Raw genomic sequence first — 23,732 nt, 5'->3', positions numbered from 1 at the left:
AGTCTTGTAAGTTCTGTCCGCTAAAATAAAAGACAAAGCGAAACGTCCTGCAAGTCATTAAGACCGCTGGAGTAGGAAGTTGGAGGATTCAATAACAGATAACAGAACGGGGAGCCGGCTGGCTCCCCGTCAAACCAGCGTAATCAGCTGTTTGGCAGCAGACGGCAGGTGATGCTCTTGATGTAGCGGGTTTCGGCGATGGCTGGGTGAACCGGGTGATCCGGGCCCTGACCGCCGCGCTCCAGGATCTGGATGTTGCGGTCCAGGTGACGGGCGCTGGTCAGCAGGATGTTCTGCAGATCGTCTTCCGGCAGGTGCATCGAGCACGAAGCGCTGACCAGGATGCCGTCTTTGCTGAGCAGACGCATGGCTTGCTCGTTCAGGCGACGGTAGGCACCTTCACCGTTCTTCATGTCTTTCTTGCGTTTGATGAACGCCGGAGGATCGGCAACGATCACGTCGAAACGCTCTTCGCTGGCTTTCAGCTCTTTCAGGGCTTCGAACACGTCACCTTCAATGCAGGTCATCTTGTCTGCGAAACCGTTCAGCGCGGCGTTGCGCTCGACGCCGTCGAGGGCGAAGGCCGACGCGTCGACGCAGAACACTTCACTGGCGCCGAACGCAGCCGCTTGCACGCCCCAGCCACCGATGTAGCTGTACAGGTCCAGCACGCGTTTGCCTTTGGCATAAGGTGCCAGACGCGCGCGGTTCATGCGGTGGTCGTAGAACCAGCCGGTTTTCTGTCCCTGGATGACGGGCGCTTCGAATTTCACGCCGTTCTCTTCCAGGGCAACCCACTCCGGCACCAGGCCGAACACGGTTTCGACGTAGCGGTTGAGGCCTTCGGCATCACGGGCAGCGGAGTCGTTCTTGAACAGAATGCCGCTAGGCTTGATCACTTGGGTCAGCGCTGCGATCACGTCTTCTTTATGGGCTTCCATGGTCGCCGAAGCGATCTGTACCACCAGGATGTCGCCGAAACGGTCGACCACCAGACCTGGCAGCAGGTCGGAATCGCCGTAGACCAGGCGATAGAACGGCTTGTCGAACAGGCGATCGCGCAGGGACAGCGCGACGTTCAGGCGATGCACCAGCAGCGACTTGTCCAGCGGCAACTTGATGTCGCGCGACAAGAGGCGGGCGCAGATCAGGTTGTTCGGGCTCATGGCAACGATGCCCAGCGGCTTGCCGCTGGCTGCTTCGAGGATCGCCTGGTCGCCGGCCTTGAAGCCGTGCAAAGGAGTAGCGGCTACATCGATTTCGTTGCTATAGACCCACAAATGGCCGTTTCGCAGGCGACGGTCGGCGTTGGCTTTGAGGCGCAGGCTAGGCAGGGACATGACGTCGCTCCGGAAAAAAGAGCGGGAGTATAGCGTGTTGCGCACGGCCACGGTTTGGCGGATGGACATGCGGTGAGGAAGGGCAAGGCATTTGATGAAACTTCAGACGATGGACCGGCCAAGGTGTCGGATCCAACTTTATAAGGGTTAGAATCGCCGCCTGTCCCAGAGTGTGTACTTATGTCCCAAGAGCTGACTACCGAACAGATTCAACAGTCCCTGCAAGGCATCAGCGTGCCGGCCCAACCGCAAATCATGGTGGATTTGCAGATGGAACAGTACATGCCCGATCCGGATCTGGAGGTGATCGCGAAGCTGATCTCCCAGGACCCGGGCCTCTCTGGCGCCTTGTTGAAAATCGTCAACTCGCCGTATTACGGCTTGAGCAACAAGATCGCCTCGATTCAGCGTGCGGTGAATCTGCTGGGCAGCCGCTCGATCATCAACCTGATCAACGCGCAGTCGATCAAGGGCGAGATGAACGACGACACCATTGTTACCTTGAATCGTTTCTGGGATACCGCTCAGGACGTGGCGATGACTTGCCTGACCCTGGCCAAGCGCATTGGCACCCAGGCCGGCGATGAAGCGTACGCGTTGGGCCTGTTCCATGACTGCGGCGTGCCGCTGATGCTCCAGCGCTTCCCCAACTACATGACCATTCTGGAAGAGGCCTATGCCAGCGCCAGCGCCGAATGCCGAGTGGTGGATACCGAGAATCGGGTGTTCAATACCAATCATGCGGTGGTGGGTTATTACACCGCCAAATCCTGGCGCCTGCCGGAGCATGTGACCGCCGCCATCGCCAATCACCACAATGCATTGGCGATCTTCAGCGATGAGTCGTCGCGCAACAGTCAGGTGAAAAACCTGCTGGCGATCCTGAAAATGGCCGAGCACATTTGTGCGTCCTTCCGGGTGCTGGGCAACCAGCGTGATGACCACGAGTGGAACAGCATCGCACCGCTGGTTCTCGATTATGTCGGGCTCTCGGACTACGACTTCGAGACCCTCAAACAAACGATTCGTGACCTTGGCGCTCACCGCTGAGCGTTGCACAGCCTGATTCGAGAGCACCATGCCGGAACTGCCTGAAGTCGAAACCACTCGCCGCGGAATTGCGCCACACCTGGAAGGCCAGCGTGTCAGCCGGGTGATCGTGCGTGAGCGGCGCTTGCGCTGGCCGATTCCCGAAGACCTGGATGTGCGACTGTCTGGCCAGCGCATCGTGCTGGTGGAGCGACGCGCGAAGTACCTGCTGATCAATGCCGAAGTCGGCACGCTGATCAGCCATTTGGGGATGTCGGGAAATCTGCGTCTGGTGGAAGTCGGCACGCCGGTGGCCAAGCATGAGCATGTGGACATCGAACTGGAATCCGGTCTGGCCCTGCGTTACACCGACCCGCGACGGTTTGGCGCGATGCTCTGGAGTCTCGATCCGCTCAACCACGAGTTGCTGATTCGCCTCGGGCCGGAGCCGTTGACCGACCTGTTTGACGGCGAGCGCTTGTTCCAGCAGTCCCGCGGGCGATCCATGGCGGTCAAACCGTTCATCATGGACAACGCGGTGGTGGTGGGCGTGGGCAATATCTACGCAACCGAAGCATTGTTCGCGGCCGGTATCGACCCGCGTCGTGAGGCCAAGAGCATCTCTCGGGGGCGTTATCTGAAACTGGCGATCGAGATCAAACGCATCCTGGCGGCCGCTATCGAGCGCGGCGGCACCACATTGCGAGACTTTATCGGCGGTGACGGTCAGCCGGGTTATTTCCAGCAGGAACTGTTCGTGTATGGCCGTGGCGGTGCACCCTGCAAGATCTGCGGCACGGAGTTGCGGGAAGTGAAGCTGGGGCAGCGCGCCAGCGTCTTTTGCCCGCGTTGTCAGAGCTGATACGCCCAGGGTCTATAGTCAGTGTTCTGACTGCCTAGCCCAAGGACCGCGCCATGAACCTGTTTCGAACCGTTGTCGTCGTTTTGCTGCTGAGCGTCGGTGCGCCAGCGTTGGCAGCAAACACGGGCAGCGGCGACCCGCGTTACACCATCCAGAATCCCCCGGCGTACGCCATGATCGGCGATATGCTGATTGCCCGACCTTTGCTGGTCGTGGCGACGGTGATTGGTGCAGGAGTGTTTGTGGTGTCGTTGCCGTTTACCGCATTGGGTGGCGGCGTCGGCGATGCGGGGCAGGCGTTGGTGGTCGACCCGGCGAAAGCGGCGTTTGTGCGGTGCTTGGGGTGTATCGGAGAAGGGTTTGAGCAGCGGGAGTGAAGCCTTAAGCGCTTCGCGGGCAAGCCTCGCTCCTACAGGTGATACGCGAATCTTGTGCAAGATCCTGTAGGAGCGAGGCTTGCCCGCGAAGGCGCCCTCACAGGCGCCAAATGACTCAAGCCTTACCGGTAATGATCCGGTACTTCTCCATCAACTGCTCTTCAGTCTCCGGATGCGCCTCGTCCAGCGGAATGCAATCCACCGGGCACACTTGCTGGCACTGAGGTTCGTCGTAGTGGCCGACGCACTGGGTGCACAGGTTCGGGTCGATCACGTAGATCTCTTCGCCCTGGGAGATGGCGGCGTTCGGGCACTCGGGTTCGCAGACGTCGCAGTTGATGCAGTCGTCGGTGATGATCAGGGACATGCTAACTCCAGCCAGGGCGGAAGGCCCGGGCGCAATAAACCAATGCGCACAATTGTGCCGCATTGGCGCCCGCAGTGCACGCGGGCGCCGCTTGAGCGGTTGCTACTTCTTGAAGCGTTCGTTCAGGGCGTCCGCCACCGCAGGGTGGACGAACTTGGTGATATCGCCACCCAGGGCTGCGATTTCACGGACCAGCGTCGAGGAAATGTACGAATAACGCTCGGACGGGGTGAGAAACAGACTTTCCACATCTGGCGCCAACTGACGGTTCATGTTGGCCAGCTGGAATTCGTATTCGAAGTCCGACACCGCACGCAAACCACGCAGGAACACGTTGGCGTTCTTCTCTTTGGCGAAATGCGCCAGCAACGTCGAGAAGCCGACGACTTCAACGTTGGGCAGATGTTTAGTGACCTCGCGGGCCAGCGCCACACGCTGTTCCAGGGGAAACAACGGGTTTTTCTTCGGGCTGGCGGCGACGGCGATGATCACATGATCGAACAGGCGCGCGGCGCGTTCGACCAGATCGCCATGGCCCTTGGTAATAGGGTCGAAGGTACCTGGGTACAACACTCGGTTCATCGCGTCGTCCTGGCGGGAGTCCGTTGGGGAGTCGGATGGTATCGCAGCCTTCCCGGTCGGCCAAGTCGCCTTTTGTGTAAGAAAGCACTATAGACGATTGGAATATTCTCCATTTTCATGGGTTTTTCAAACGTTCGGCCAAAGAAGTTGCCAACTGCGCTGTCAGCCCGTAGACCGACAATTGCGGGTTTGCGCCAATGCTGGTGGGGAACAGCGAGCCATCATGAATTGACAGGTTGCCTAACTGATGATGCCGGCCGAGGCTGTCGGTCACTGCGTTTTTCGGGTCTTCACCCATGGCACAACCGCCCATCACATGGGCGCTGCCCAGGCGTGTGCGATACAGCTCAAGGCTCAGGCTGTCGATCAGCGTGCGCGCTTCGGCGAGGGTTTTCACGTAGCGAGCGTCGGTGTGCATTGGCATTACCGCATTGGCACCGCCCGCGAACTGGATCTCGGCCATGCTGTGGAACGCCCGACGCAATCCGTCCCAGGCATAAGGTGAAACCTGATAGTCGAGCACCGGCGTGCCGTCACCGCGCAACTCGACGCTGCCGCCGGGGCTGTCCGGGTGAAAGCCGTCCCGCAGCAACGCCAACATGGCGTGGGTGTGGGGCAGGTTTTCCATGTGTTGGGCGTTTTCCTTGCCGAAACCGCCGAGCAGGGTCGTGGCCAGTGCCGGGTGCAGCGGCGGCACTTCGAGTTTGTAAGACATTTTCCCGGTGGTGCCGTCCTGCCATTGGAAATGGTCGGAATAGATCGACTGTGGTGCGCCATAAAACGGGTTGATCACCTCGTCGAACAGCCCAGCCGACATGTTTACCAGGTGTAGAAAAGTCCGTTTACCCAGCCGTTTGTGCGGATCCGGTGCCTCGGAGCGCATGAGCAGCGCCGGGCTGTTGATCCCGCCGCCGGCTAGCACGTAATGCCGGGCCTTGACCGTGATCGTGTGTCCGGTAGGTGCGACGCAGCGGTCGTCCATCGCTACGCAATGCAAGCCAGTGACCTTGTCGCCGCTGATCAAGAGCTTTTCGGCGCGAGCCAGATAGAGCAACTCCCCACCTTTTTCCAGGGTCGCCGGGATGGTCGTGACCAGCATCGATTGCTTGGCGTTGGTCGGGCAACCCATGCCGCAGTAGCCCAGGTTCCAACAGCCACGCACGTTGCGCGGGATCACATGCCAGGCGTAGCCGAGTTTTTCGCAGCCTTTGCGGATCACGTCGTTGTTGGCGTTGGGCGGGATCATCCAGGGGGCGACGCCCAGGCGTTGTTCCATTGTCTCGAACCACGGCGCCATCTCGGCTGGAGTATGGCCTTTGACGCCGTGTTCCTTAGCCCAGTGGTCGAGGGTCAGGTCCGGCGTGCGAAAACTGGAGGTCCAGTTGATCAGCGTGGTGCCGCCCACCGCCCGGCCCTGAAGGATGGTGATCGCGCCGTCCTTACTCATGCGGCCGATACCTTCCTGATAGAGGTTGGTGTAGGCCTGGTCTTCGAGCATCTTGAAGTCGCTGCTGGTCTTGAGCGGGCCTTCCTCGATCAGCAATACCTTGTAGCCCGCTGCGCTGAGGATTTCTGCGGTGGTGCCACCGCCTGCGCCGCTGCCGATAATCGCCACGTCCACTTCGACGGTCAGGTCCTGGGTCAGTTGTGAACCGTTATAGGTTTTCCAGCCACGGGCCAGGCCTTCGCGGAACGGATCGGGTACGGGCATCTTCAGGTTCTCTTGTTGTTATGGTTTGGACGCATTGGTGAGGCGGCTGACGCCTTCGCGAGCAGGCTCGCTCCCACATGGATCGCGAGCCCCCTGTGGGAGCGAGCCTGCTCGCGAATGGGTCGACTCGGTTTTAAACTGTTGGTGGCCCGGGATACCCGCAATGCGCCCACGACTCCGCCCGGCTGTACCACGCCATCATCACCAGCTGCTGCAGCGAGCTGTGGCCCATGCGCAGCAAACTTAACCAGCTGTTTTCCCAGCGATCCAAAAAGTGCCGAATCTCGTCAGCACTGGCGTTTTCCCAACTGCCCCAGATCCCGGTCAGGGGGCCGCGAGTCACGGCCATTCCCAGCACATCAAATAACTGCCGGGTCAGCTTGAGCATTTCCGGCGACAGATGATTCAGACCGTTATCCAGGCAGTGCAGGGTTTCACCGACGGCCGCCGGCATTTTCTCGACGGCCACAGCGCCGTCGAGCATCACCGGAATCAGTGCTCGCAGAAACAGTAAGTCACCGCTGCGCAGAATCGCGAAACCGCTGGCCGGCAGGCTCGATGAGCAGCCGCTGAGGCTCGCTCCCAAACCGGCGGTGGCGAGAAAAGCGCTGGCGCCCAGGCTGAATTTAAGCAAGCCGCGCCGTGACAACGCGGGTGTATCGGACAGGCTTGGGCTCATTCTTGTTATTACCCGAAGGGGATGGTCGTTAGCGGATAAACAGCTTCTGAATCAGCTTCTGAATGGATTTTCCGTACGGCGGATAGATCAATTTCGCCGCATTGAACCGCTGTTTGATCAGCACGCCTTTGGCTTTGCTGAACGTCAGAAAACCTTCGTGGCCGTGGTAATGGCCCATGCCCGAGGCACCGATCCCGCCGAATGGCATATCGTCCTGAGCGACGTGCAGCAGGGTGTCGTTCAGGCACACGCCGCCGGAATGGGTTTCGTGAAGTACGCGGTGTTGCTCACGCTTGTCGTAGCCAAAGTAATAAAGGGCCAGCGGCCGGGGTCGTTCATTGATATAGGCAAAGGCCTGATCCAGATCCTTGTAGGGAACGATCGGCAACAGCGGGCCAAAGATTTCGTCCTGCATCACCATCATGTCGTTGCTGACGTTGAGCAGCAGGCTGTGACTCATGCGGCGTCCCTGGCCCTTGTCGAACAACGGAATCAGCAGCGCGCCCTTGCTGGTGGCGTCGCTGATGTAGCCGTTGAGGCGCGCCAATTGCCGGTCATTGATGATCGCGGTGTAGTCCGGGTTGTCGGTCAAGGTCGGATAAAACCCGCGAACCGCCTGACGATAGGCTTCGACGAAAGCGCCGACGCGATCTTCCGGCACCAGCACATAGTCCGGGGCCACGCAGGTCTGCCCGGCATTGAGTGTCTTGCCGAAGGCGATGCGTTCGGCGGCGTCCTTGAGTGGCACGTCGCGCGACACGATGGCGGGGGATTTGCCGCCGAGTTCGAGGGTCACCGGGGTCAGGTTCTCGGCCGCCGCACGCATCACGTGTTTGCCGATGCTGGTGGCGCCGGTGAACAGCAGGTGATCGAAACGCAATCTGGAGAACGCCACACCGAAATCAGCTTCGCCCAGTACCACGCAGACCAGGTCTTGCGGGAAGATTCGGCCCAGCAGTTCCTTGAGCAACAAACCGGTGACGGGGGTCGATTCGCTGAGCTTGAGCATCACCCGATTGCCTGCCGACAACGCGCCTACCAACGGGCCGATGGCCAGATACAGCGGGTAGTTCCACGGCACGATCACCCCGACCACACCCAACGGTTGATAAATGACTTTGGCCGCTGCGGGTTGAAAGGCAACTCCGACCTTGCGCTTCGACGCCTTCATCCAGCCTTTGAGGTGCTGACTGGCGTAGTGAATGCCGTGCAGGCTGGGCATCAGTTCGGCGAGCAGGGTTTCATCGGCGCTGCGATGGCTGAAATCCTGGCTGATGGCATCGATCAGAGCCTGGCGCTCATTGCTCAACAGATCGCGCAGGGCTTTTAGCCATTGCTGGCGCTGGGCGGCGGGCGGCATCGGGTTGGCGGCATACGCCGCGCGTTGAGCGTCGAACAGGGTCTGGAGCTCTTCCAGGGGCTGCTGAAGGTTTTGCAGGTAGGCGATGTCAGCAGTCATGGTCGGCTCCGGATTTATTGTAATGAGGGACGTTTTAGAGTCTATGCTCTATAAAGTCAAATGACATCCTGGCGCAGCTTTGTTTTATCCACCCGCGGATAGGTCGTAAGATGCCGGTCAACGCACTTTGAATTAAAGCCCAAGCCATGGCCCCTCGGATCAAAACCAGCGAGCGCATCGTGCAGAACAGCCTGGAGCTGTTCAATCAGCAGGGTGAGCGCAGCATCAGCACCAACCACATTGCTGCCCATATGGAAATTTCCCCGGGCAACCTGTACTACCACTTCCCCAACAAGCAGGCGATCATCGCCGTGCTGTTCAGTGAGTACGAAAACCTGGTGGACAGCTTCCTGCGCCCGCCCCAGGGGCGTGCCGCCACGGTCGAAGACAAGCGCTTCTACCTTCAGGAACTGCTGGCCGCCATGTGGCGCTACCGGTTTTTGCACCGCGATCTGGAGCACCTGCTCGACAGTGATCCGGAGCTGGCCGCCCGTTATCGGCGCTTTTCCCAACGCTGTCTGATCCATGGCACGCACATCTACGCGGGCTTCGTCGAGGCCGGCATCCTGCAAATGGACAAGGTTCAGATCGAATCCCTGACGCTAAACGCCTGGATCATCCTGACGTCCTGGGTGCGTTTTCTGTGCACCACCCGTGAAAATTCCAATCACCTGAGTGAACAGGCCATTAAACGTGGCGTGTATCAGGTGCTGGTGCTGGAGGCCGGTTTTGTCACGGATCAGTCCCGCGACGCAGTGAATGCGCTGTTCGAGGAGTTTTACGTGCCGCTGGCCAAAGCGCTGGAAGAAGTGGGATAGAAAGTGCAGTAGGATCAAACATCGCCCAATCACAGGAGCCCGTCATGGCCATTGCGCAACTGATCAGCCCGCAAGCGTTGGACCTGAAAAAGGAGCAGCCGGGGCTGGTGATTCTGGATTGTCGTTTTGCCCTCGAAGACCCGGATTACGGTCAGCGCAGCTATGCCGAAGGGCATATTGCCGGGTCGAGCTTTGCCGATCTTGAGCGTGATTTGAGCGGGACAGTAATCAAGGGTGTGACCGGGCGCCATCCGTTGCCTGAACCTGAAGACTTGATCGAACGTCTGCAAGCCTGGGGCGTCAACGCCGACAGCGATGTGATTTTGTACGACGACGGTCCGGGTGCCTACGCGGCGCGGGCCTGGTGGTTGCTGGCCTGGCTGGGCAAACGTGACGGCGTGTTCATTCTGGATGGCGGGCTCAAGGCCTGGCACGCGGCCGGTTTGCCCCTGAGTCTTGATGCGCCGCAGATTGAGCGTGGCACCTTCACGGGGTCGCCGGACAACGCGCTGATCTTGAGCGCCGAACAGCTCCAGCAACGTCTCGGCCAGCCCGCGCTGACCCTGCTCGATGCCCGCGGCTTGCCGCGTTTCAAAGGCGAAGTAGAGCCGATCGATCCGATTGCCGGGCACATCCCCGGCGCGCAATGTGCGGCGTTCACCGACAACCTGGGCAGCGACGGGCGTTTTCTGCCGGCGGATCAGCTCAAGCAGCGTTTTGCCGCAAAACTCGGTAATCGTTCGCCGACCGATCTGGTGGCGTACTGCGGTTCTGGCGTGACGGCCTGTCACAACCTGTTCGCGTTGTGTCTGGCCGGCTATCCGCTGGGATCGTTGTATGCCGGTTCATGGAGCGAGTGGATCAATGATCCTGCGCACGGCATCGCCATCGGCGAGTAATCCCGATCCAATGTGGGAGCGAGCCTGCTCGCGAAAGCGGAGTGTCAATCAACATTGATGCCTACTGACCCACCGCCTTCGCGAGCAGGCTCGCTCCCACATTTGGACCTGTGTCGACCTCAACTTCCGGGGAGTTGCCGGGCGCTGCGATACGCGCCCGGTCCCACGCCGTAAACCTGCTTGAATTGCCGACTCAGATGACTCTGGTCAGCAAACCCCAATTGCGTCGCCACTTCCAGCGGCAAGCAACCGCTCTGTAACAGCGCCCGCGCCCGAGCGATGCGCTGCTGCATCAGCCAGGTGTGCGGCGGCATGCCCGTGGCGCGGCGGAACATCCGGGCGAAGTGGAAGGGCGAAAGGTTGACCGCCGCTGCCAGTTCTTCCAGCGAAGGCGGCGTCGCCAGTTGTGCTTGCAGCAGATCCTTGGCCCGCGTCACCGCCCGATGTTCCTTGCCCGGCTTGCCGGCAATCAGCACGGCCGCGTGCCGTTGCAGCAGCAACGGCATCATTTCCCGCCAGACCGTTTGTTGTTGCAAGGCAGTGGACGGACTTTCCAGTAGACGATGCAGTTGGCAGAAACCCTTCACCAGATCCGGATCGCGATACAGCGTCGCGCCGAACGCCGGTAAGTTGTTGGTCGGCAGTTCCAGTTCATCGAGTAGCGACAGAATCTGACCGCTGTCCGGATAGAACGCCCGATACAACCAACCGTCCTCCGTGCCTTTATGGCCGGTGTGCAGTTCGTCTGGATTGATCAGCACCAGCGTGCCGCTGCCCGCCAGGTGTTCGGCACCGCGATAGCGATAGCGCTGGGCGCCCGCCATGATCATGCCGATCACGTAACCGTCATGCACATGGGGGGCGAAACGGTGTTCGATGTAGCGCGCGGACAATAACTCGACGCCGGCCAACGGCGCTGTTTGCCAGAATCGGATCGACTCGCCCTGATCGACGTCCATGGCCTTACTGACGACCCACGGCGGTCAACCACTGTGGGATGCGGCGTTCCAGGTAGTAACCCGGTTGCTTGACCGAACCATCGACGAAGCCGACATGCCCACCCTTGGTCTGTAACTCGAATTGAGTGCAGGCGGACAATTCGTCGGCTTGCGGCAGGCTATGAGGAAAGACAAACGGGTCATCGGCCGCTTGAATGATCAGGGTCGGCGTACGAATCTCGCCAAGGAAATAGCGACTTGAGGCGCGTTGATAGTAATCCTTGGCGTCGACGAAACCGTTCAGCGGCGCGGTGACCCGGCCATCGAAATCCCAGAACGTGCGCATGTTCTCCAGCGAGCCCAGCGCGGCCAATGCCGCCAGTCCATCCTCGCGTCCGTCATGCTGGAACTGGCGTTGTTTGTTCTTGATGTAGGCCACCATCTCCCGCATGAAATGCGCCTGATAGACCTTCGAGAAACCCTGGCCGATACGGTCGGCGCATTGATCGAGACGAAACGGGACCGACACCGCCACCGCACCGACCACGCCACTATGGCTGCCGGATTCGCCCAAGTGCTTAAGCAACACATTGCCACCCAGGGAATAGCCGACCGCATACAACGGCGCGAGCGGTCGTTGAGCCTTCAGGTGTTTGATGGTTTCGGCCAGGTCTTCACTGGCGCCGGAATGGTAGCTGCGTGGCAACAGATTCGGCTCACCCGAACAGCCGCGCCAGTTCAGCGCGACGCTGGCCCAGCCTTGGGCGCCCAGTGCTTTCTGCACCCCGGCCACGTAAGGCGAATTGGAAGAGCCGGTCAGACCGTGCAACACCAGCACCAGTGGTGCATCGGCGCTGTGCGGGCCGTGCCAGTCGAGATCGAGAAAGTCGCCATCCTCAAGCCACAAGCGTTCGCGCTGGCGTTCTATGTGCGTGGTTTTGCGCCACAGCGGTCCCCACAAGGTTTGCAAGTGCGGGTTGCCGAGGCCGAAGGCGGGGGTGAAACGTTCTGGCGAATGGGACACGATGGTTCTCGATGCAGCGGTGCGAGCCTCGCTTGAGGCGCGCACCTTTTTCAGGCCGGTTGATTAACCGGCAATCTCTGCCATACGTTGCCACAACGCGTAATACACCCGCCCGGATTTTTGCTCCCGGTGCAGGCGCCAGTTGCCTGGTAAGCCAAGGCTCGATGGCGCATTCTCGCTTTCAGTGTAGATCCAGGCTTCATCGGCCAGCCACTGACGTTCTTCAAGCAATGCGCAAACGCCTGGCAACAGGTTCTGGTTGAAGGGCGGATCGAGGAACACCAGGTCGTAAGCGGTCGCTGTTTGTGTTTCCAGATAGCGCAGGGCATCGGCGGTCTGAATCTGGCCGGTGGTGCAGCGCAGTGTGCCCAGATGTTCCTTGATGCTGGCGACCGCGATGTTACTGGCGTCCAGCGCCTGACCCATGGCCGCGCCACGGGACAAGGCTTCGAGGAACAACGCGCCGCTGCCGGCGAACGGGTCCAGAACCTTGGCGCCAGCGACATAAGGCGCGAGCCAGTTGAACAGGGTTTCACGCACCCGGTCCGGGGTCGGACGCAGGCCCGGTGCATCCGGGAAACTCAGCTTTCTGCTGCCCCATTCACCGCCGATGATGCGCAGTTGGTTCACGCCGTTATGGACGTTGTGTACGGGTTTTTTGGGACGAGTGGCCATTAATGCTCCGGAACCCCGAGCGGTTGCTCGGCAGGTTTATCAGTTGGGGCCGGTAACGGCTTTTGCGGCACGGTCGGGCCAGCGCTGACGATGACCATTTTGTCCGTGCTCAAGTGTTTGTTCAGTGCGGTTTTGACCTGCTCGACCGTCAGGCTCTGGGACTCGCGCATAAAGTCATCCAGATAGCTCAGCGGCAAGTTGTAGAAACCCATGGCGCCAAGCTGGCCGACGATATCGGCGTTGCTGGCGGTGGACAGCGGGAAGCTGCCGGCCAGTTCACGCTTGGCGTCGTCGAGTTCTTTCTGGGTCGGGCCGGTTTTAAGGTAGTCAGCGAGCACGTCCTGCACCAGTTTCAGCGTGCCTTCGCTCATCTCGGCGCGGGTTTGCAGATTGATCATGAACGGACCGCGAGCCTGCATCGGGGAAAAGCCCGAATAGACGCCGTAAGCCAGGCCGCGCTTCTCGCGCACTTCGCTCATCAATCGGGTGCCGAAGCCACCGCCGCCAAGAATCTGGTTACCCATGGACAGTGCCGCGTAGTCCGGGTCGTCACGGTCGATGCCCAATTGCGCGAGCATCAGGTTGGTCTGCTTGGACGGGAACTCGATGTGACCGATGCTGGCTTTCGGTTCCTCCGGTTGCGGGATTTTCGCCAGCTCCGGGCCTTTTGGCAGCGCGCTGGAGACTTGCGCAGCAATCGCCTCCGCCTCGGCACGAGACAGGTCGCCCACCAGCGCAATCACCACGTTGCCAGCCGCATAGGCCTTCTCATGGAACGCGCGCATCTGTGCCGCGGTAATCGCTGGAACGGTTTTCGCCGTGCCGTCGCTGGAGTGTGCGTACGGGTGATCGCCGTACAGACGGTTCATCAGCTCCAGGCTCGCGAGTTTGCCGGGGTTCTGCTTCTGGTACTCGAAACCGGCGAGCATCTGGTTCTTGATGCGCGCAAAGGAATCGGCCGGGAAGGTCGGTTTGCCGACGACTTCAGAGAACAATTTCAGGGCCGGTTCGCGTTTATCCGCGGCGCTGAGGCTGCGCAGGGAAGCCAGTGCCATGTCTTTAAATGCGCCGTTGCCAAAGTCTGCGCCCAGGCCTTCGAAGCCCTGAGCAATGGCGCCGACATCTTTGCCGGCCACACCTTCGTTGAGCATGGCGTTGGTCAGCACGGAGAGGCCAGGTGCGTCGCCGTCCTGGCTGCTGCCGGCGGCGAAGATCAGGCGCATGTCGAACATCGGCAGCTCCCGGGCTTCAACGAACAGCACCTTGGCGCCCTCGGCGGTTTTCCAGGTCTGCACGTCCAGGGTGCGGTGGCTTGGCGCCTTGCCGTCGAGTTCGGCCAGCGATTGCAGTTTCTGGCTGGCCTTGGCCTTGTCGAGGGCTTCGCTGGCCTTGGACTCGTCGGTCTTTGAGAAGTAAAACGCGGCAGACCCGATCAATGCGACAGCGATCAGGCCCATCAGGGCCAGGCGCGGTTTTTTACGCTCACTCATGAGTCGTCTCCTCTGGCAGTACATGGGCGACGCTGAGACGTTCGCGGGTGAAATACAGCTTGGCGGCTTTCTGGATGTCTTCCGGGGTCACGCTTTCCAGCTCGGCGAGTTCGGTGTCCATCAGCTTCCACGACAGGCCAACGGTTTCCAATTGGCCAATGGCGGTCGCCTGGCTGGTGATCGAGTCACGCTCGTAAACCAGGCCGGCGATGACCTGCGCACGGACGCGTTCCAGTTCTTCAGCGGACGGCGCGGTGGTTTTCAGCTGTTCGAGCAGCTTCCACAGGCCCGCTTCGGCCTGGGCCATGGTTTTCTTTTTCTGGGTGTTGGGCGTTGCGGACAAGGTGAACAGGCTGTCGCCACGGGTATAGGCGTCGTAACTCGACGAACCGCCGGACACCAGCTCTTCGCCACGCTCCAGTTGTGTCGGGATACGTCCGCTGTAGCCGCCGTCGAGCAGGGCGGAGATCAGGCGCAAGGCGTTGACCGAGCGTTTGTCTTCAGCGGTGGCGATGCTTGGCACGTTGAAACCCAGCATCAGGCTTGGCAGTTGGGTCTGCACATGCAGGGTGATCTGCCGTTCGCCGGGTTCGGCCAGTTCCAGCGGGATTTTCGCCGATGGCACATCACGTTTGGCGATCGGGCCGAAATAGCGTTGGGCCAGGGTTTTGACCTCGTCCGGGGTCACGTCACCGACCACCACCAACGTGGCGTTGTTCGGCACGTACCAGGATTGGTACCAGTGGCGCAGCTCTTCGACTTTCATGCGGTCCAGGTCAGCCATCCAGCCGATGGTCGGCGTGTGGTAACCGCTGGCCGGGTAGGCCATGGCCTTGAAGCGTTCGTAGGCCTTGGACATCGGTTTGTCGTCGGTGCGCAGGCGACGTTCTTCTTTAATGACTTCGATCTCGCGGGCGAACTCGTCGGCCGGCAGACGCAGGCTGGCCATGCGGTCGGCTTCCAGCTCGAAGGCCACACCGAGGCGGTCGCGGGCCAGCACCTGGTAATACGCCGTGAAGTCATCGCTGGTGAACGCGTTCTCTTCGGCGCCGAGGTCGCGCAGGATCAGCGACGCTTCGCCGGGGCCGACTTTTTCGCTGCCCTTGAACATCATATGTTCCAGGGCGTGGGACAAACCGGTCTGACCCGGCGTCTCGTAGCTTGAGCCGACCTTGTACCAGACTTGGGAAACCACCACTGGCGCACGATGGTCTTCGCGCACGACGACCTTCAGGCCGTTATCGAGGGTGAATTCGTGGGTGGGTTGTGGATCGGCAGCCAGGGCCGAGAGGGGCAGACAAACTGTGCTGAGCAGCAGGCCTGCAGCGCGGCGGGCTAGAGCATTCATTCGTTTTTAAACCTTTGGGGCTGCCCGCTTGGTCTTAGCGTCGGCGGGCGAGAGGGTGCTAGGATACTGATCCGTTTTACTGGCGGCCACGCCTATCAGGCCTTTGATCGGTCAGCAGGTTGTTTGGGTTTACGGCTAAAGCTTTGAGTTTGTCAGCTAAACTCTGCGTTTTCGCCGACGATGCCGTTCCAGTCCTTCGTATTAGTCGACCTTTGAGGTGCTGTTTGCACCTCGACAAAATGTTGCGCGTGAACAAGCTGGGTCAATCGCAGTCTGTTCTGCATCGAATATTTATTTGCCGAGGCGCCCTTTGGCGCGTCGCTACCGTGAGATAGCCGTCCTCCATGTTTGGTTCCAACGACGACAAGAAAGCCCCAGCTGCGGCTGGTGAGAAGAAAAGCCTGTTCGGATGGCTGCGCAAAAAGCCGCAGGAACCCGTCGTCGAACAGCCACAGCCACTTCCTGAGCCCACGCCTGCGCCGGTAATAGAAGAAGAACCCGCGCCGGTTGTCCTGCCGATCGCCGAACCGGTGCTGCAAACGGCCATCGAGCCTGAGCCTGATGTTGTCGCTGAAGTCGTGGCCCAGGTGCCGCTCACGCCCGTTGCCGAGCCATGGCTGACGTTGCCCGTGGCGGAAGAGCCGGTGGCATTGGTCGAAGATGAGCTGGCGCCGCACGTTACGCCGCCGATTCCAGCGCCGACTGCGTTTGCTCCTGAGCCCGTTCAAGCGCCAGTGGTTGAGTCGGTTGTCACGCCAGTGGTGGTGGCCGAGCCTGAACCGGTTGTTCCAGAACCTGTGGTGCCCGCATTCGTTGCTCCGGTTGCTCCGGCTGCTCCGGTTGTCCAAGCGCCGGCTCCGGCCATCGCTCCCGTCGCTCCCGTCGCTCCCGTTGCCGCCGCACCTGTCGTTCCCATCGAAGCGCCTGCCGAGCCTGTGCGTACCGAAGAAACCAAAGCCGGTTTCTTCGCCCGCCTGAAACAAGGCTTGTCCAAGACCAGCGCCAGCATCGGCGAAGGCATGGCCAGCCTGTTCCTGGGCAAGAAGATCATCGATGACGAGCTGCTCGAGGACATCGAAACCCGTCTGCTGACCGCCGATGTGGGCGTCGAGGCGACTTCGGTGATCATTCAGCGTCTGACCCAGAAGGTCGCCCGTAAAGAATTGGCCGATGCCGACGCACTGTACAAATCCCTGCAAGCGGAATTGGCGGCGATGCTCAAGCCCGTCGAGCAACCGCTGAAAATCACTTCGCAGACCCAGCCGTTCGTCATCCTGGTCGTCGGCGTCAACGGTGCCGGCAAGACCACCACCATCGGCAAACTGGCGAAGAAGCTGCAGCTCGAAGGCAAGAAAGTCATGCTCGCGGCCGGCGATACCTTCCGCGCCGCCGCCGTCGAACAATTGCAGGTCTGGGGCGAGCGCAACAAGATCCCGGTCATCGCCCAGCACACCGGCGCTGACTCGGCTTCGGTTATCTTCGATGCCGTGCAAGCCGCCAAGGCCCGTGGCATTGACGTGCTGATCGCCGACACCGCCGGTCGTTTGCACACCAAAGACAACTTGATGGAAGAGCTGAAGAAGGTTCGCCGGGTGATCAGCAAGCTCGACGCCGACGCGCCTCACGAGGTGCTGTTGGTGCTTGATGCCGGTACAGGACAGAACGCGATCAGCCAGGCCAAACAATTCAACCAGACCGTCGAACTGACAGGCCTGGCGCTGACCAAGCTCGATGGCACCGCCAAAGGCGGGGTGATTTTCGCCCTCGCCAAGCAGTTTGGCCTGCCGATTCGCTACATCGGCGTCGGTGAAGGCATCGATGATTTGCGTACTTTTGAAGCAGAACCCTTTGTCCAGGCATTGTTTGCCGAGCGGGAGCGTTCATGATTCGTTTCGAACAGGTCGGTAAACGCTACCCGAACGGCCACGTCGGCTTGCATGAGCTGAGCTTTCGAGTCCGTCGGGGCGAGTTTTTGTTTGTGACCGGGCACTCTGGCGCAGGTAAAAGCACTTTGTTGCGCCTGCTGCTGGCGATGGAGCGTCCGACCACTGGCAAGTTGCTGCTGGCGGGGCAAGACCTTGGCACCATCAGCAACGCGCAGATTCCTTACCTGCGGCGCCAGATCGGCGTGGTGTTCCAGAATCACCAGCTGTTGTTCGATCGCACGGTGTTCAACAACATCGCGCTGCCCTTGCAGATCCTTGGGTTGTCCAAGGCCGAGATCGCCAAACGCGTGGATTCGGCGCTGGAGCGCGTGGCGCTGTCGGACAAGACCGACTTGTACCCTGGCGACCTGTCCACCGGTCAGCAGCAGCGCGTCGGCATCGCCCGCGCCATCGTTCACCGCCCGGCCTTGCTGCTGGCGGACGAACCGACCGGTAACCTCGATCCGCGTCTGGCGGCCGAAATCATGGGCGTGTTCGAAGACATCAACCGTCTGGGCACCAGCGTGCTGATTGCCAGTCACGACCTGGCACTGATCGCCCGCATGCGACACCGCATGCTGACCCTGCAACGCGGCCGGTTGATCGGCGACGGGGAGGCCGGCGTATGAGTGCGACACGCAGCCCCAAGGTTTCCGAGCGCGTGGCCCCGAAGGCCGCCGATCAGCAACCGCAGAAGAAAAAACGCGACGATGATGACGGTCCGGATTTCGCCACACTGTTCCGTGCCTGGGTCGAGAGTCATCGCGCCAGCCTGCTCGATAGCTTGCGTCGTTTGGGCAAGCAGCCAATCGGTAGCTTCTTCACCTGCATGGTAATGGCGGTTGCCCTGAGTTTGCCGATGGGCCTGTCACTTTTGCTAAGTAACGTCGAGCGTCTCGGCGGTTCCTGGCAGCGTGCGGCGCAGATTTCCCTGTATTTGCAAATCGAGGCCAGCCCCGCTGAAGGCGAGTCGTTGCGCGAGCAGATCAAAGGCATGCCTGGCGTAGCTGATGCTGAATATGTCGGCCGCGATCAGGCGCTGGAAGAGTTCCAGCAGCAGTCAGGTCTGGGTGAGGCGCTCAAGGAACTGCCGGAAAACCCGCTGCCGGGCGTGGTGCTGGTCACCCCGAACGAAGTCGACAAGCCCGCGCTTGAAGCATTACGACAAAAACTTTCCGAGCTGCCCAAGGTACAACAGGCGCAACTTGATCTAGTCTGGGTCGAGCGTCTGGCAGCGATCCTCAAGTTGGGTGACCGTTTTGTCTTCGGTCTGACCGTGCTTCTGGTTTCTGCATTACTTTTGGTGATAGGCAATACCATTCGTCTTCATATTGAAAACCGCCGCACAGAGATAGAAGTGATTAAACTCGTCGGCGGCACTGACAGCTATGTGCGCAGGCCCTTTCTGTATATGGGTGCGCTTTATGGCTTCGGTGCGGGGATTCTTTCCTGGGGCGTATTGGCGTTCGGCCTTGACTGGCTGAACGACGCGGTAGTTGGGCTGGCCGGTCTGTATGGCAGTGATTTTGCGCTGGCCGGAGTGCCAGCTGCCGACGGTCTGTCGCTCTTGCTTGGCGCGGTGCTGTTGGGGTATATCGGTGCATGGATTGCAGTCGCACGCCACCTGCGGGAGCTTGCGCCAAAGTAATATCATTTTGCTCGTATTGACCTTTCAGCGTTTATGGGAACTTGTCTTTCGGTTTCCGGTCAATTTTCGCAGTGCTGAACTGCACGAGTTATGTAAGTCGGAGGTTTTTTCGTATGACCAATTCTTTGCAACCTGCATATGCTCTGGTCCCGGGTGCGAACCTGGAGGCCTATGTGCACACCGTGAACAGCATTCCATTGCTGACGCCGGAGCAGGAGCGTGAACTGGCCGAGAGTCTCTATTATGAGCAGGATTTGGGGGCGGCTCGGCAGATGGTGCTCGCCCACCTGCGTTTTGTTGTACATATCGCCCGTAGCTATTCAGGCTACGGTCTGGCTCAGGCTGACCTGATCCAGGAAGGCAATGTCGGCCTGATGAAGGCCGTGAAGCGTTTCAACCCGGAAATGGGTGTGCGCCTGGTGTCCTTTGCCGTGCACTGGATCAAGGCGGAAATCCACGAGTTCATCCTGCGCAACTGGCGGATCGTGAAAGTCGCGACCACCAAGGCCCAGCGCAAGCTGTTCTTCAACCTGCGCAGCCAGAAGAAACGTCTGGCGTGGCTGAACAACGAGGAAGTCCATCGTGTGGCGGAAAGCCTCGGTGTAGAGCCTCGGGAAGTGCGTGAGATGGAAAGTCGCCTGACCGGCCATGACATGGCCTTCGACCCGGCCACGGAAGCGGACGACGACAGTGCTTTCCAATCGCCGGCCAACTATCTGGAAGACCACCGGTACGACCCGGCCCGTCAGCTGGAAGATGCCGACTGGAGCGACAACTCCAACCACAACCTGCACGAAGCGCTCGAAGTGCTGGACGACCGCAGCCGCGACATCCTCTACCAGCGCTGGCTGGCGGAAGAAAAAGCCACGCTGCATGACCTGGCGCAGAAGTACAACGTGTCGGCCGAGCGTATTCGTCAGCTCGAGAAGAGCGCGATGAACAAGCTCAAGATGTCGATTGCCGCCTAACCGCAGCTCCGGCATAAAAAAACGCCCCGATCATTGATCGGGGCGTTTTTGTTTGTGGATCAAAAGGTCACTGAGCCCAAGGTACGCGGCGTGAATCATTGATTCCTACAAGGTAGCTATCGCCACCGAGCTGACTCATCTGCTGTCGAATCCATCCCGCTCGCCGTGCGACGTAGTTAGTTGGATGACTGGCGCTCCACACCCGCGGGTTAGGCAGCACCGCCGCCAGCAAACTGGCCTGCTGCCGGGTCAGCGAGCGAGCGCCGACACCAAAGTGATGCCTGGCTGCTGCTTCAGCGCCAAACACACCGTCATCCCACTCGACACTGTTGAGGTACACCTCAAGTATTCGCTGCTTGGGCCAGAACACTTCGATCAGCCCGGTAAACCAGGCTTCCAGGCCTTTGCGCAGCCAGCTGCGGCCGGACCATAGAAACAGATTCTTCGAGACCTGCTGGCTCAAGGTGCTGGCGCCGCGAATCGTTCCGCCGAGTTCGTTGTGGGCCAGTGCGGCCTGGATCGCGCCAAAGTCAAAGCCCCAATGCTCCGGGAATTTTTGATCTTCGCCGGCAATCACTGCGACTTTCAGGTCATCGGAAATTTCATCCCAGGGTTTCCAGGTGCGCTGCAGATCGATGGGCTCGCCGTCGAACCAGGATTCGACCTTACGCTCGACCATCAACGCCGTTCCCGGTGGCGGTACCACGCGAAAGATCAGCACCAGTAATACGCTGCCACCCGCGAACCAGAGCAGGGCCTTCGTGAATCGTCGCAAAAATAAACGCAGCATAGAGATGGCTTGGCCGAACCCGTTGAGCGGGCCATTATACAGACCCTGTGGATCGAGTCTGACTGGAGTTCTTCATGCTGCGTGGCTTTCTGATGCTGGCCGCTTTCTTCGGCTTCACCGGCGTTGCCCTTGGCGCGTTCGCCGCCCATGGCTTGAAAAGCCGTCTGACGCCCGAGTACCTGGCGATTTTCCACACCGGCGTGACCTACCAATTGGTGCACACGTTGGCCTTGCTGGGCGTTGCGCTGCTGGTCACGCAGATTCCCGGTCGCCTGATCACCTGGGCGGGTGCATCGTTTGTCGTCGGCATCCTGCTGTTTTCCGGCAGTCTGTACCTGTTGACCATGACCGGCGTCAGCAAGCTCGGGATCATCACCCCCTTCGGCGGGCTGGCATTTCTGGTCGGCTGGTTCTGTCTGGGGCTTGCCGCCTGGCGGTTGAGCTGACCGGGTGGTCCATTTCATGACGAATGGCTTGGGTCGCCAAGACTGATCGGGCTAGAATGCCAGCCCCTAAAAATGATGGCGGCATTCGGCATGCGCATTCAGTTGAACGGCGAATCCCTTGAACTGCCCGACGGTGAAACCGTTGCGGCCCTGCTGACCCGTCTGGAACTGACCGGACGCCGGGTGGCGGTCGAACTCAATCTGGATATCGTCCCGCGCAGCCAGCATGCGGAAACCACGCTGAACGACGGCGATTCCGTCGAGGTGGTCCACGCCATCGGCGGCGGCTAGTCGTCCGGCCCATAAGGGCACAGAATTCTGCAAGAACCTCACTCCTACAGAGGATTTCCCATGAGCATCGTTCGTAGCGACAAGCCCTTCGTCCTGGCCGGTCGTACTTACCAGTCGCGTTTGCTGGTAGGCACCGGCAAGTACCGCGACATGGAAGAAACCCGCCTGGCCATCGAAGCCTCGGGTGCCGAGATCGTCACCTTCGCCGTGCGCCGCACCAACCTCGGCCAGAACCCGGGCGAACCGAACCTGCTCGAAGTCCTGTCGCCGGATCGCTACACCTTCCTGCCTAACACCGCCGGTTGCTTCGACGCTACCGAGGCGGTGCGCACCTGTCGCCTGGCCCGTGAGCTGCTCGGCGGCCACAACCTGGTGAAGCTGGAAGTGCTGGCGGATCAGAAAACCCTGTTCCCCAACGTGATCGAAACCCTCAAGGCCGCCGAAGTGCTGGTCAAGGAAGGTTTCGACGTGATGGTCTACACCAGCGATGATCCGATCATCGCCCGTCAACTGGCGGAAATCGGCTGCATCGCGGTCATGCCGCTGGCCGGCCTGATCGGCACGGGCCTGGGGATCTGCAACCCGTACAACCTGCAGATCATCCTCGAAGAAGCCAAGATCCCTGTGCTGGTGGACGCCGGTGTCGGTACCGCCTCCGACGCCACTATCGCCATGGAACTGGGTTGCGAAGCGGTGCTGATGAACTCGGCCATCGCCCATGCCCAGCAGCCGGTCATGATGGCTGAAGCCATGAAACACGCCATCGTTGCAGGTCGCTTGGCCTACCTCGCCGGCCGCATGCCGAAAAAACTCTATGCCAGCGCCTCCTCGCCGCTGGATGGTCTGATCAAGTAAGAGCCATTGATGACTGAATCAAACGACACGCCTATCCAGACGGAAGAAGGCGACGAGCGCCAACACCGCCGCATCAAGAGTTTCGTGATGCGCGCCGGGCGCATGACCGAAGGCCAGCAACGCGGTCTGGAACAGGGTACGCCGCTGTTCGTGCTGCCTCTGGCCGACGCGCCGGTGGACTTCGATCAGGTGTTTGGCCGTTCGGCGCCGCGCTCGCTGGAAATCGGTTTCGGCATGGGCCACTCGCTGCTGGAAATGGCCGCGGCCTCGCCAGAGCAGGATTTCATCGGCGTGGAAGTGCACCGTCCGGGTGTTGGTGCGCTGCTCAATGGCGTGCTCACTCAGGGCCTGACCAACCTGCGGGTCTACGATTGCGATGCGATCGAAGTGCTCAACCGCTGCGTGGCCGACAACAGCCTCGATCGCCTGATGCTGTTTTTCCCGGACCCATGGCACAAGAGTCGCCACCACAAGCGCCGTATCGTTCAGGCATCGTTCGCTGAGCTGGTGCGCAGCAAGTTGAAGGTCGGCGGTGTGCTGCACATGGCCACTGACTGGGAACCGTATGCCGAGTACATGCTGGAAGTGATGAACGTCGCGCCGGGTTATCGCAACCTGGCCGAAGATGGCAAATGCGTCCCGCGTCCGACCGAGCGCCCGATCACCAAGTTCGAACGCCGCGGCGAACGACTTGGGCATGGCGTGTGGGACCTGAAGTTCGAAAAACAGTCTTAAACCCTACGCAATACCAACTGTGGGAGCGAGCCTGCTCGCGATAGCGGTTTGACAGTCAACGAAGATGTTGAATGTCGGGCCCTCATCGCGAGCAGGCTCACTCCCACATTTGTTTTGTGTGCTGTTCTGGAATCAGCGGCGGTCTGCGACGACGCCGATCAACACCAGCACCACCAACAACACCGGCGCCAGGCTGTAGTTGTTGAACTGGCTCAGGCCTTTGATGATCCACGGCGTGGCGTAGATCAGCGCGACGCCGCTGCCGATCATGCACAGCAGGGCCATCAGCGGCACGCGCAAGGCGCCGGCGATGCTGCCCAGGCGTTGGTCGACCCAGCCTTTGATATCGGCACCAAACAACACCAGCAGGCTGCCCACCAGTGCCAGAGCGATTTCAGACAGGTTGCTACGGCTCCAGCGGGACGCGGTGGCGAGCAGGTCGAGTATCAAATCCATTCGTTTTCCCTTAGGGCTGA

26 protein-coding genes are annotated in these 23,732 nt (G+C 60.3%); 13 read left to right on the top strand and 13 right to left on the bottom strand.

The genetic code is table 11. The features are described from left to right. Positions 1–143 precede the first annotated feature (143 nt). Positions 144–1,340: a class I SAM-dependent rRNA methyltransferase gene (locus QFX16_RS27495; protein ID WP_134420712.1), complete on the bottom strand. Its 1,197-nt coding sequence runs from the start codon at positions 1,338–1,340 to the stop codon at positions 144–146. Between the two features lie 234 nt (positions 1,341–1,574). Between QFX16_RS27495 and QFX16_RS27490 the strand changes: the two genes are divergently transcribed. The 3 genes from QFX16_RS27490 to QFX16_RS27480 are packed head-to-tail and all read left to right on the top strand — an operon-like array spanning position 1,575 to position 3,608. Continuing rightward, a complete protein-coding gene (locus QFX16_RS27490) occupies positions 1,575–2,390 on the top strand; it encodes an HDOD domain-containing protein (RefSeq protein WP_283184644.1) in 816 nt (271 codons plus the stop codon). A gap of 28 nt (positions 2,391–2,418) precedes the next feature. Then, positions 2,419–3,231 (top strand): bifunctional DNA-formamidopyrimidine glycosylase/DNA-(apurinic or apyrimidinic site) lyase, encoded by an 813-nt coding sequence (gene mutM, locus QFX16_RS27485; RefSeq protein ID WP_283182056.1) that lies wholly within the window; start codon positions 2,419–2,421, stop codon positions 3,229–3,231. Between the two features lie 53 nt (positions 3,232–3,284). Further along, positions 3,285–3,608, top strand: coding sequence for a multidrug transporter (locus QFX16_RS27480; protein WP_283182055.1), 324 nt, complete (start codon positions 3,285–3,287; stop codon positions 3,606–3,608). 115 nt (positions 3,609–3,723) lie between these two features. On the opposite strand, the gene QFX16_RS27475 is transcribed toward QFX16_RS27480, so the two are convergent. The 5 genes from QFX16_RS27475 to QFX16_RS27455 form a co-directional block, all read right to left on the bottom strand. Beyond that, entirely contained in the window at positions 3,724–3,975 is a 252-nt protein-coding gene (locus QFX16_RS27475) for a YfhL family 4Fe-4S dicluster ferredoxin (RefSeq protein WP_038358877.1), read from the bottom strand. A 102-nt stretch (positions 3,976–4,077) separates the two neighbouring features. Continuing rightward, positions 4,078–4,557, bottom strand: a complete 480-nt coding sequence (gene coaD, locus QFX16_RS27470; RefSeq protein ID WP_008150570.1) for a pantetheine-phosphate adenylyltransferase — start codon at positions 4,555–4,557, stop codon at positions 4,078–4,080. 115 nt (positions 4,558–4,672) lie between these two features. After that, the gene (locus QFX16_RS27465) at positions 4,673–6,268 is read right to left on the bottom strand and encodes a GMC family oxidoreductase (protein WP_283182054.1); all 1,596 of its coding nucleotides are present in this window, start codon (positions 6,266–6,268) and stop codon (positions 4,673–4,675) included. Positions 6,269–6,401: 133 nt separating this feature from the next. Beyond that, positions 6,402–6,947, bottom strand: coding sequence for a twin-arginine translocation pathway signal protein (locus QFX16_RS27460; protein ID WP_283182053.1), 546 nt, complete (start codon positions 6,945–6,947; stop codon positions 6,402–6,404). Positions 6,948–6,975: 28 nt separating this feature from the next. After that, on the bottom strand, positions 6,976–8,406 hold the full coding sequence (locus tag QFX16_RS27455) for a coniferyl aldehyde dehydrogenase (protein ID WP_283182052.1): 1,431 nt from the start codon (positions 8,404–8,406) through the stop codon (positions 6,976–6,978). A gap of 146 nt (positions 8,407–8,552) precedes the next feature. Between QFX16_RS27455 and QFX16_RS27450 the strand changes: the two genes are divergently transcribed. Both QFX16_RS27450 and QFX16_RS27445 read left to right on the top strand, forming a co-directional pair. Further along, positions 8,553–9,224 carry a TetR/AcrR family transcriptional regulator gene (locus tag QFX16_RS27450; RefSeq protein ID WP_283182051.1) on the top strand — a complete coding sequence of 224 codons (672 nt, stop codon included), beginning with the start codon at positions 8,553–8,555 and terminating at the stop codon, positions 9,222–9,224. Positions 9,225–9,268: 44 nt separating this feature from the next. Continuing rightward, positions 9,269–10,123 carry a sulfurtransferase gene (locus QFX16_RS27445; RefSeq protein ID WP_283182050.1) on the top strand — a complete coding sequence of 285 codons (855 nt, stop codon included), beginning with the start codon at positions 9,269–9,271 and terminating at the stop codon, positions 10,121–10,123. 119 nt (positions 10,124–10,242) lie between these two features. Here the strand turns inward: QFX16_RS27445 and QFX16_RS27440 are convergent, their stop codons facing one another. The 5 genes from QFX16_RS27440 to QFX16_RS27420 all read right to left on the bottom strand — a co-directional run bounded on the left by QFX16_RS27440 (position 10,243) and on the right by QFX16_RS27420 (position 15,598). Then, positions 10,243–11,082: an AraC family transcriptional regulator gene (locus QFX16_RS27440; RefSeq protein ID WP_283182049.1), complete on the bottom strand. Its 840-nt coding sequence runs from the start codon at positions 11,080–11,082 to the stop codon at positions 10,243–10,245. Between the two features lie 4 nt (positions 11,083–11,086). Further along, complete coding sequence (locus QFX16_RS27435; RefSeq protein ID WP_283182048.1) at positions 11,087–12,085, bottom strand: hydrolase; 999 nt, start codon at positions 12,083–12,085, stop codon at positions 11,087–11,089. 63 nt (positions 12,086–12,148) lie between these two features. Continuing rightward, entirely contained in the window at positions 12,149–12,760 is a 612-nt protein-coding gene (rsmD, locus tag QFX16_RS27430) for a 16S rRNA (guanine(966)-N(2))-methyltransferase RsmD (protein ID WP_033060498.1), read from the bottom strand. After that, complete coding sequence (locus QFX16_RS27425; RefSeq protein WP_283182047.1) at positions 12,760–14,250, bottom strand: M16 family metallopeptidase; 1,491 nt, start codon at positions 14,248–14,250, stop codon at positions 12,760–12,762. The genes rsmD and QFX16_RS27425 overlap by 1 nt, the downstream gene beginning before the upstream one ends. Further along, positions 14,243–15,598 carry a M16 family metallopeptidase gene (locus QFX16_RS27420; RefSeq protein WP_283182046.1) on the bottom strand — a complete coding sequence of 452 codons (1,356 nt, stop codon included), beginning with the start codon at positions 15,596–15,598 and terminating at the stop codon, positions 14,243–14,245. The genes QFX16_RS27425 and QFX16_RS27420 overlap by 8 nt, the downstream gene beginning before the upstream one ends. 344 nt (positions 15,599–15,942) lie before the next feature. Here QFX16_RS27420 and ftsY point away from each other — a divergent pair, with 344 nt between their 5' ends. From ftsY to rpoH, 4 genes are all read left to right on the top strand, one after another. Continuing rightward, a complete protein-coding gene (ftsY, locus tag QFX16_RS27415) occupies positions 15,943–17,484 on the top strand; it encodes a signal recognition particle-docking protein FtsY (protein WP_283182045.1) in 1,542 nt (513 codons plus the stop codon). Further along, positions 17,481–18,152 (top strand): cell division ATP-binding protein FtsE, encoded by a 672-nt coding sequence (ftsE, locus tag QFX16_RS27410; RefSeq protein WP_283182044.1) that lies wholly within the window; start codon positions 17,481–17,483, stop codon positions 18,150–18,152. The genes ftsY and ftsE overlap by 4 nt, the downstream gene beginning before the upstream one ends. Continuing rightward, positions 18,149–19,171, top strand: coding sequence for a permease-like cell division protein FtsX (gene ftsX / locus QFX16_RS27405; RefSeq protein ID WP_283182043.1), 1,023 nt, complete (start codon positions 18,149–18,151; stop codon positions 19,169–19,171). The genes ftsE and ftsX overlap by 4 nt, the downstream gene beginning before the upstream one ends. Before the next feature lie 113 nt (positions 19,172–19,284). Continuing rightward, complete coding sequence (gene rpoH / locus QFX16_RS27400; protein ID WP_283182042.1) at positions 19,285–20,139, top strand: RNA polymerase sigma factor RpoH; 855 nt, start codon at positions 19,285–19,287, stop codon at positions 20,137–20,139. Between the two features lie 67 nt (positions 20,140–20,206). Here the strand turns inward: rpoH and mtgA are convergent, their stop codons facing one another. Then, entirely contained in the window at positions 20,207–20,929 is a 723-nt protein-coding gene (gene mtgA, locus QFX16_RS27395; RefSeq protein WP_283182041.1) for a monofunctional biosynthetic peptidoglycan transglycosylase, read from the bottom strand. 74 nt (positions 20,930–21,003) lie between these two features. Between mtgA and QFX16_RS27390 the strand changes: the two genes are divergently transcribed. The 4 genes from QFX16_RS27390 to trmB all read left to right on the top strand — a co-directional run bounded on the left by QFX16_RS27390 (position 21,004) and on the right by trmB (position 23,256). Beyond that, positions 21,004–21,375 carry a DUF423 domain-containing protein gene (locus tag QFX16_RS27390; protein ID WP_283182040.1) on the top strand — a complete coding sequence of 124 codons (372 nt, stop codon included), beginning with the start codon at positions 21,004–21,006 and terminating at the stop codon, positions 21,373–21,375. A 90-nt stretch (positions 21,376–21,465) separates the two neighbouring features. After that, positions 21,466–21,666, top strand: coding sequence for a sulfur carrier protein ThiS (gene thiS, locus QFX16_RS27385; RefSeq protein WP_007897898.1), 201 nt, complete (start codon positions 21,466–21,468; stop codon positions 21,664–21,666). A 60-nt stretch (positions 21,667–21,726) separates the two neighbouring features. Further along, on the top strand, positions 21,727–22,521 hold the full coding sequence (locus QFX16_RS27380) for a thiazole synthase (protein WP_150767690.1): 795 nt from the start codon (positions 21,727–21,729) through the stop codon (positions 22,519–22,521). Positions 22,522–22,530: 9 nt separating this feature from the next. Continuing rightward, the gene (gene trmB / locus QFX16_RS27375) at positions 22,531–23,256 is read left to right on the top strand and encodes a tRNA (guanosine(46)-N7)-methyltransferase TrmB (RefSeq protein WP_111448446.1); all 726 of its coding nucleotides are present in this window, start codon (positions 22,531–22,533) and stop codon (positions 23,254–23,256) included. A 132-nt stretch (positions 23,257–23,388) separates the two neighbouring features. Here trmB and QFX16_RS27370 read toward each other — a convergent pair whose 3' ends face one another. Continuing rightward, complete coding sequence (locus QFX16_RS27370) at positions 23,389–23,712, bottom strand: DUF3392 family protein (protein WP_283182039.1); 324 nt, start codon at positions 23,710–23,712, stop codon at positions 23,389–23,391. Between the last annotated feature and the right edge of the window lie 20 nt (positions 23,713–23,732).

The sequence above is a fragment of the Pseudomonas svalbardensis genome, assembly GCF_030053115.1.
GTDB lineage: Bacteria > Pseudomonadota > Gammaproteobacteria > Pseudomonadales > Pseudomonadaceae > Aquipseudomonas > Aquipseudomonas svalbardensis.
The sequence above is the reverse complement of the archived record's forward strand: the minus strand, read 5'-3'. Positions and strand labels throughout refer to the sequence as shown.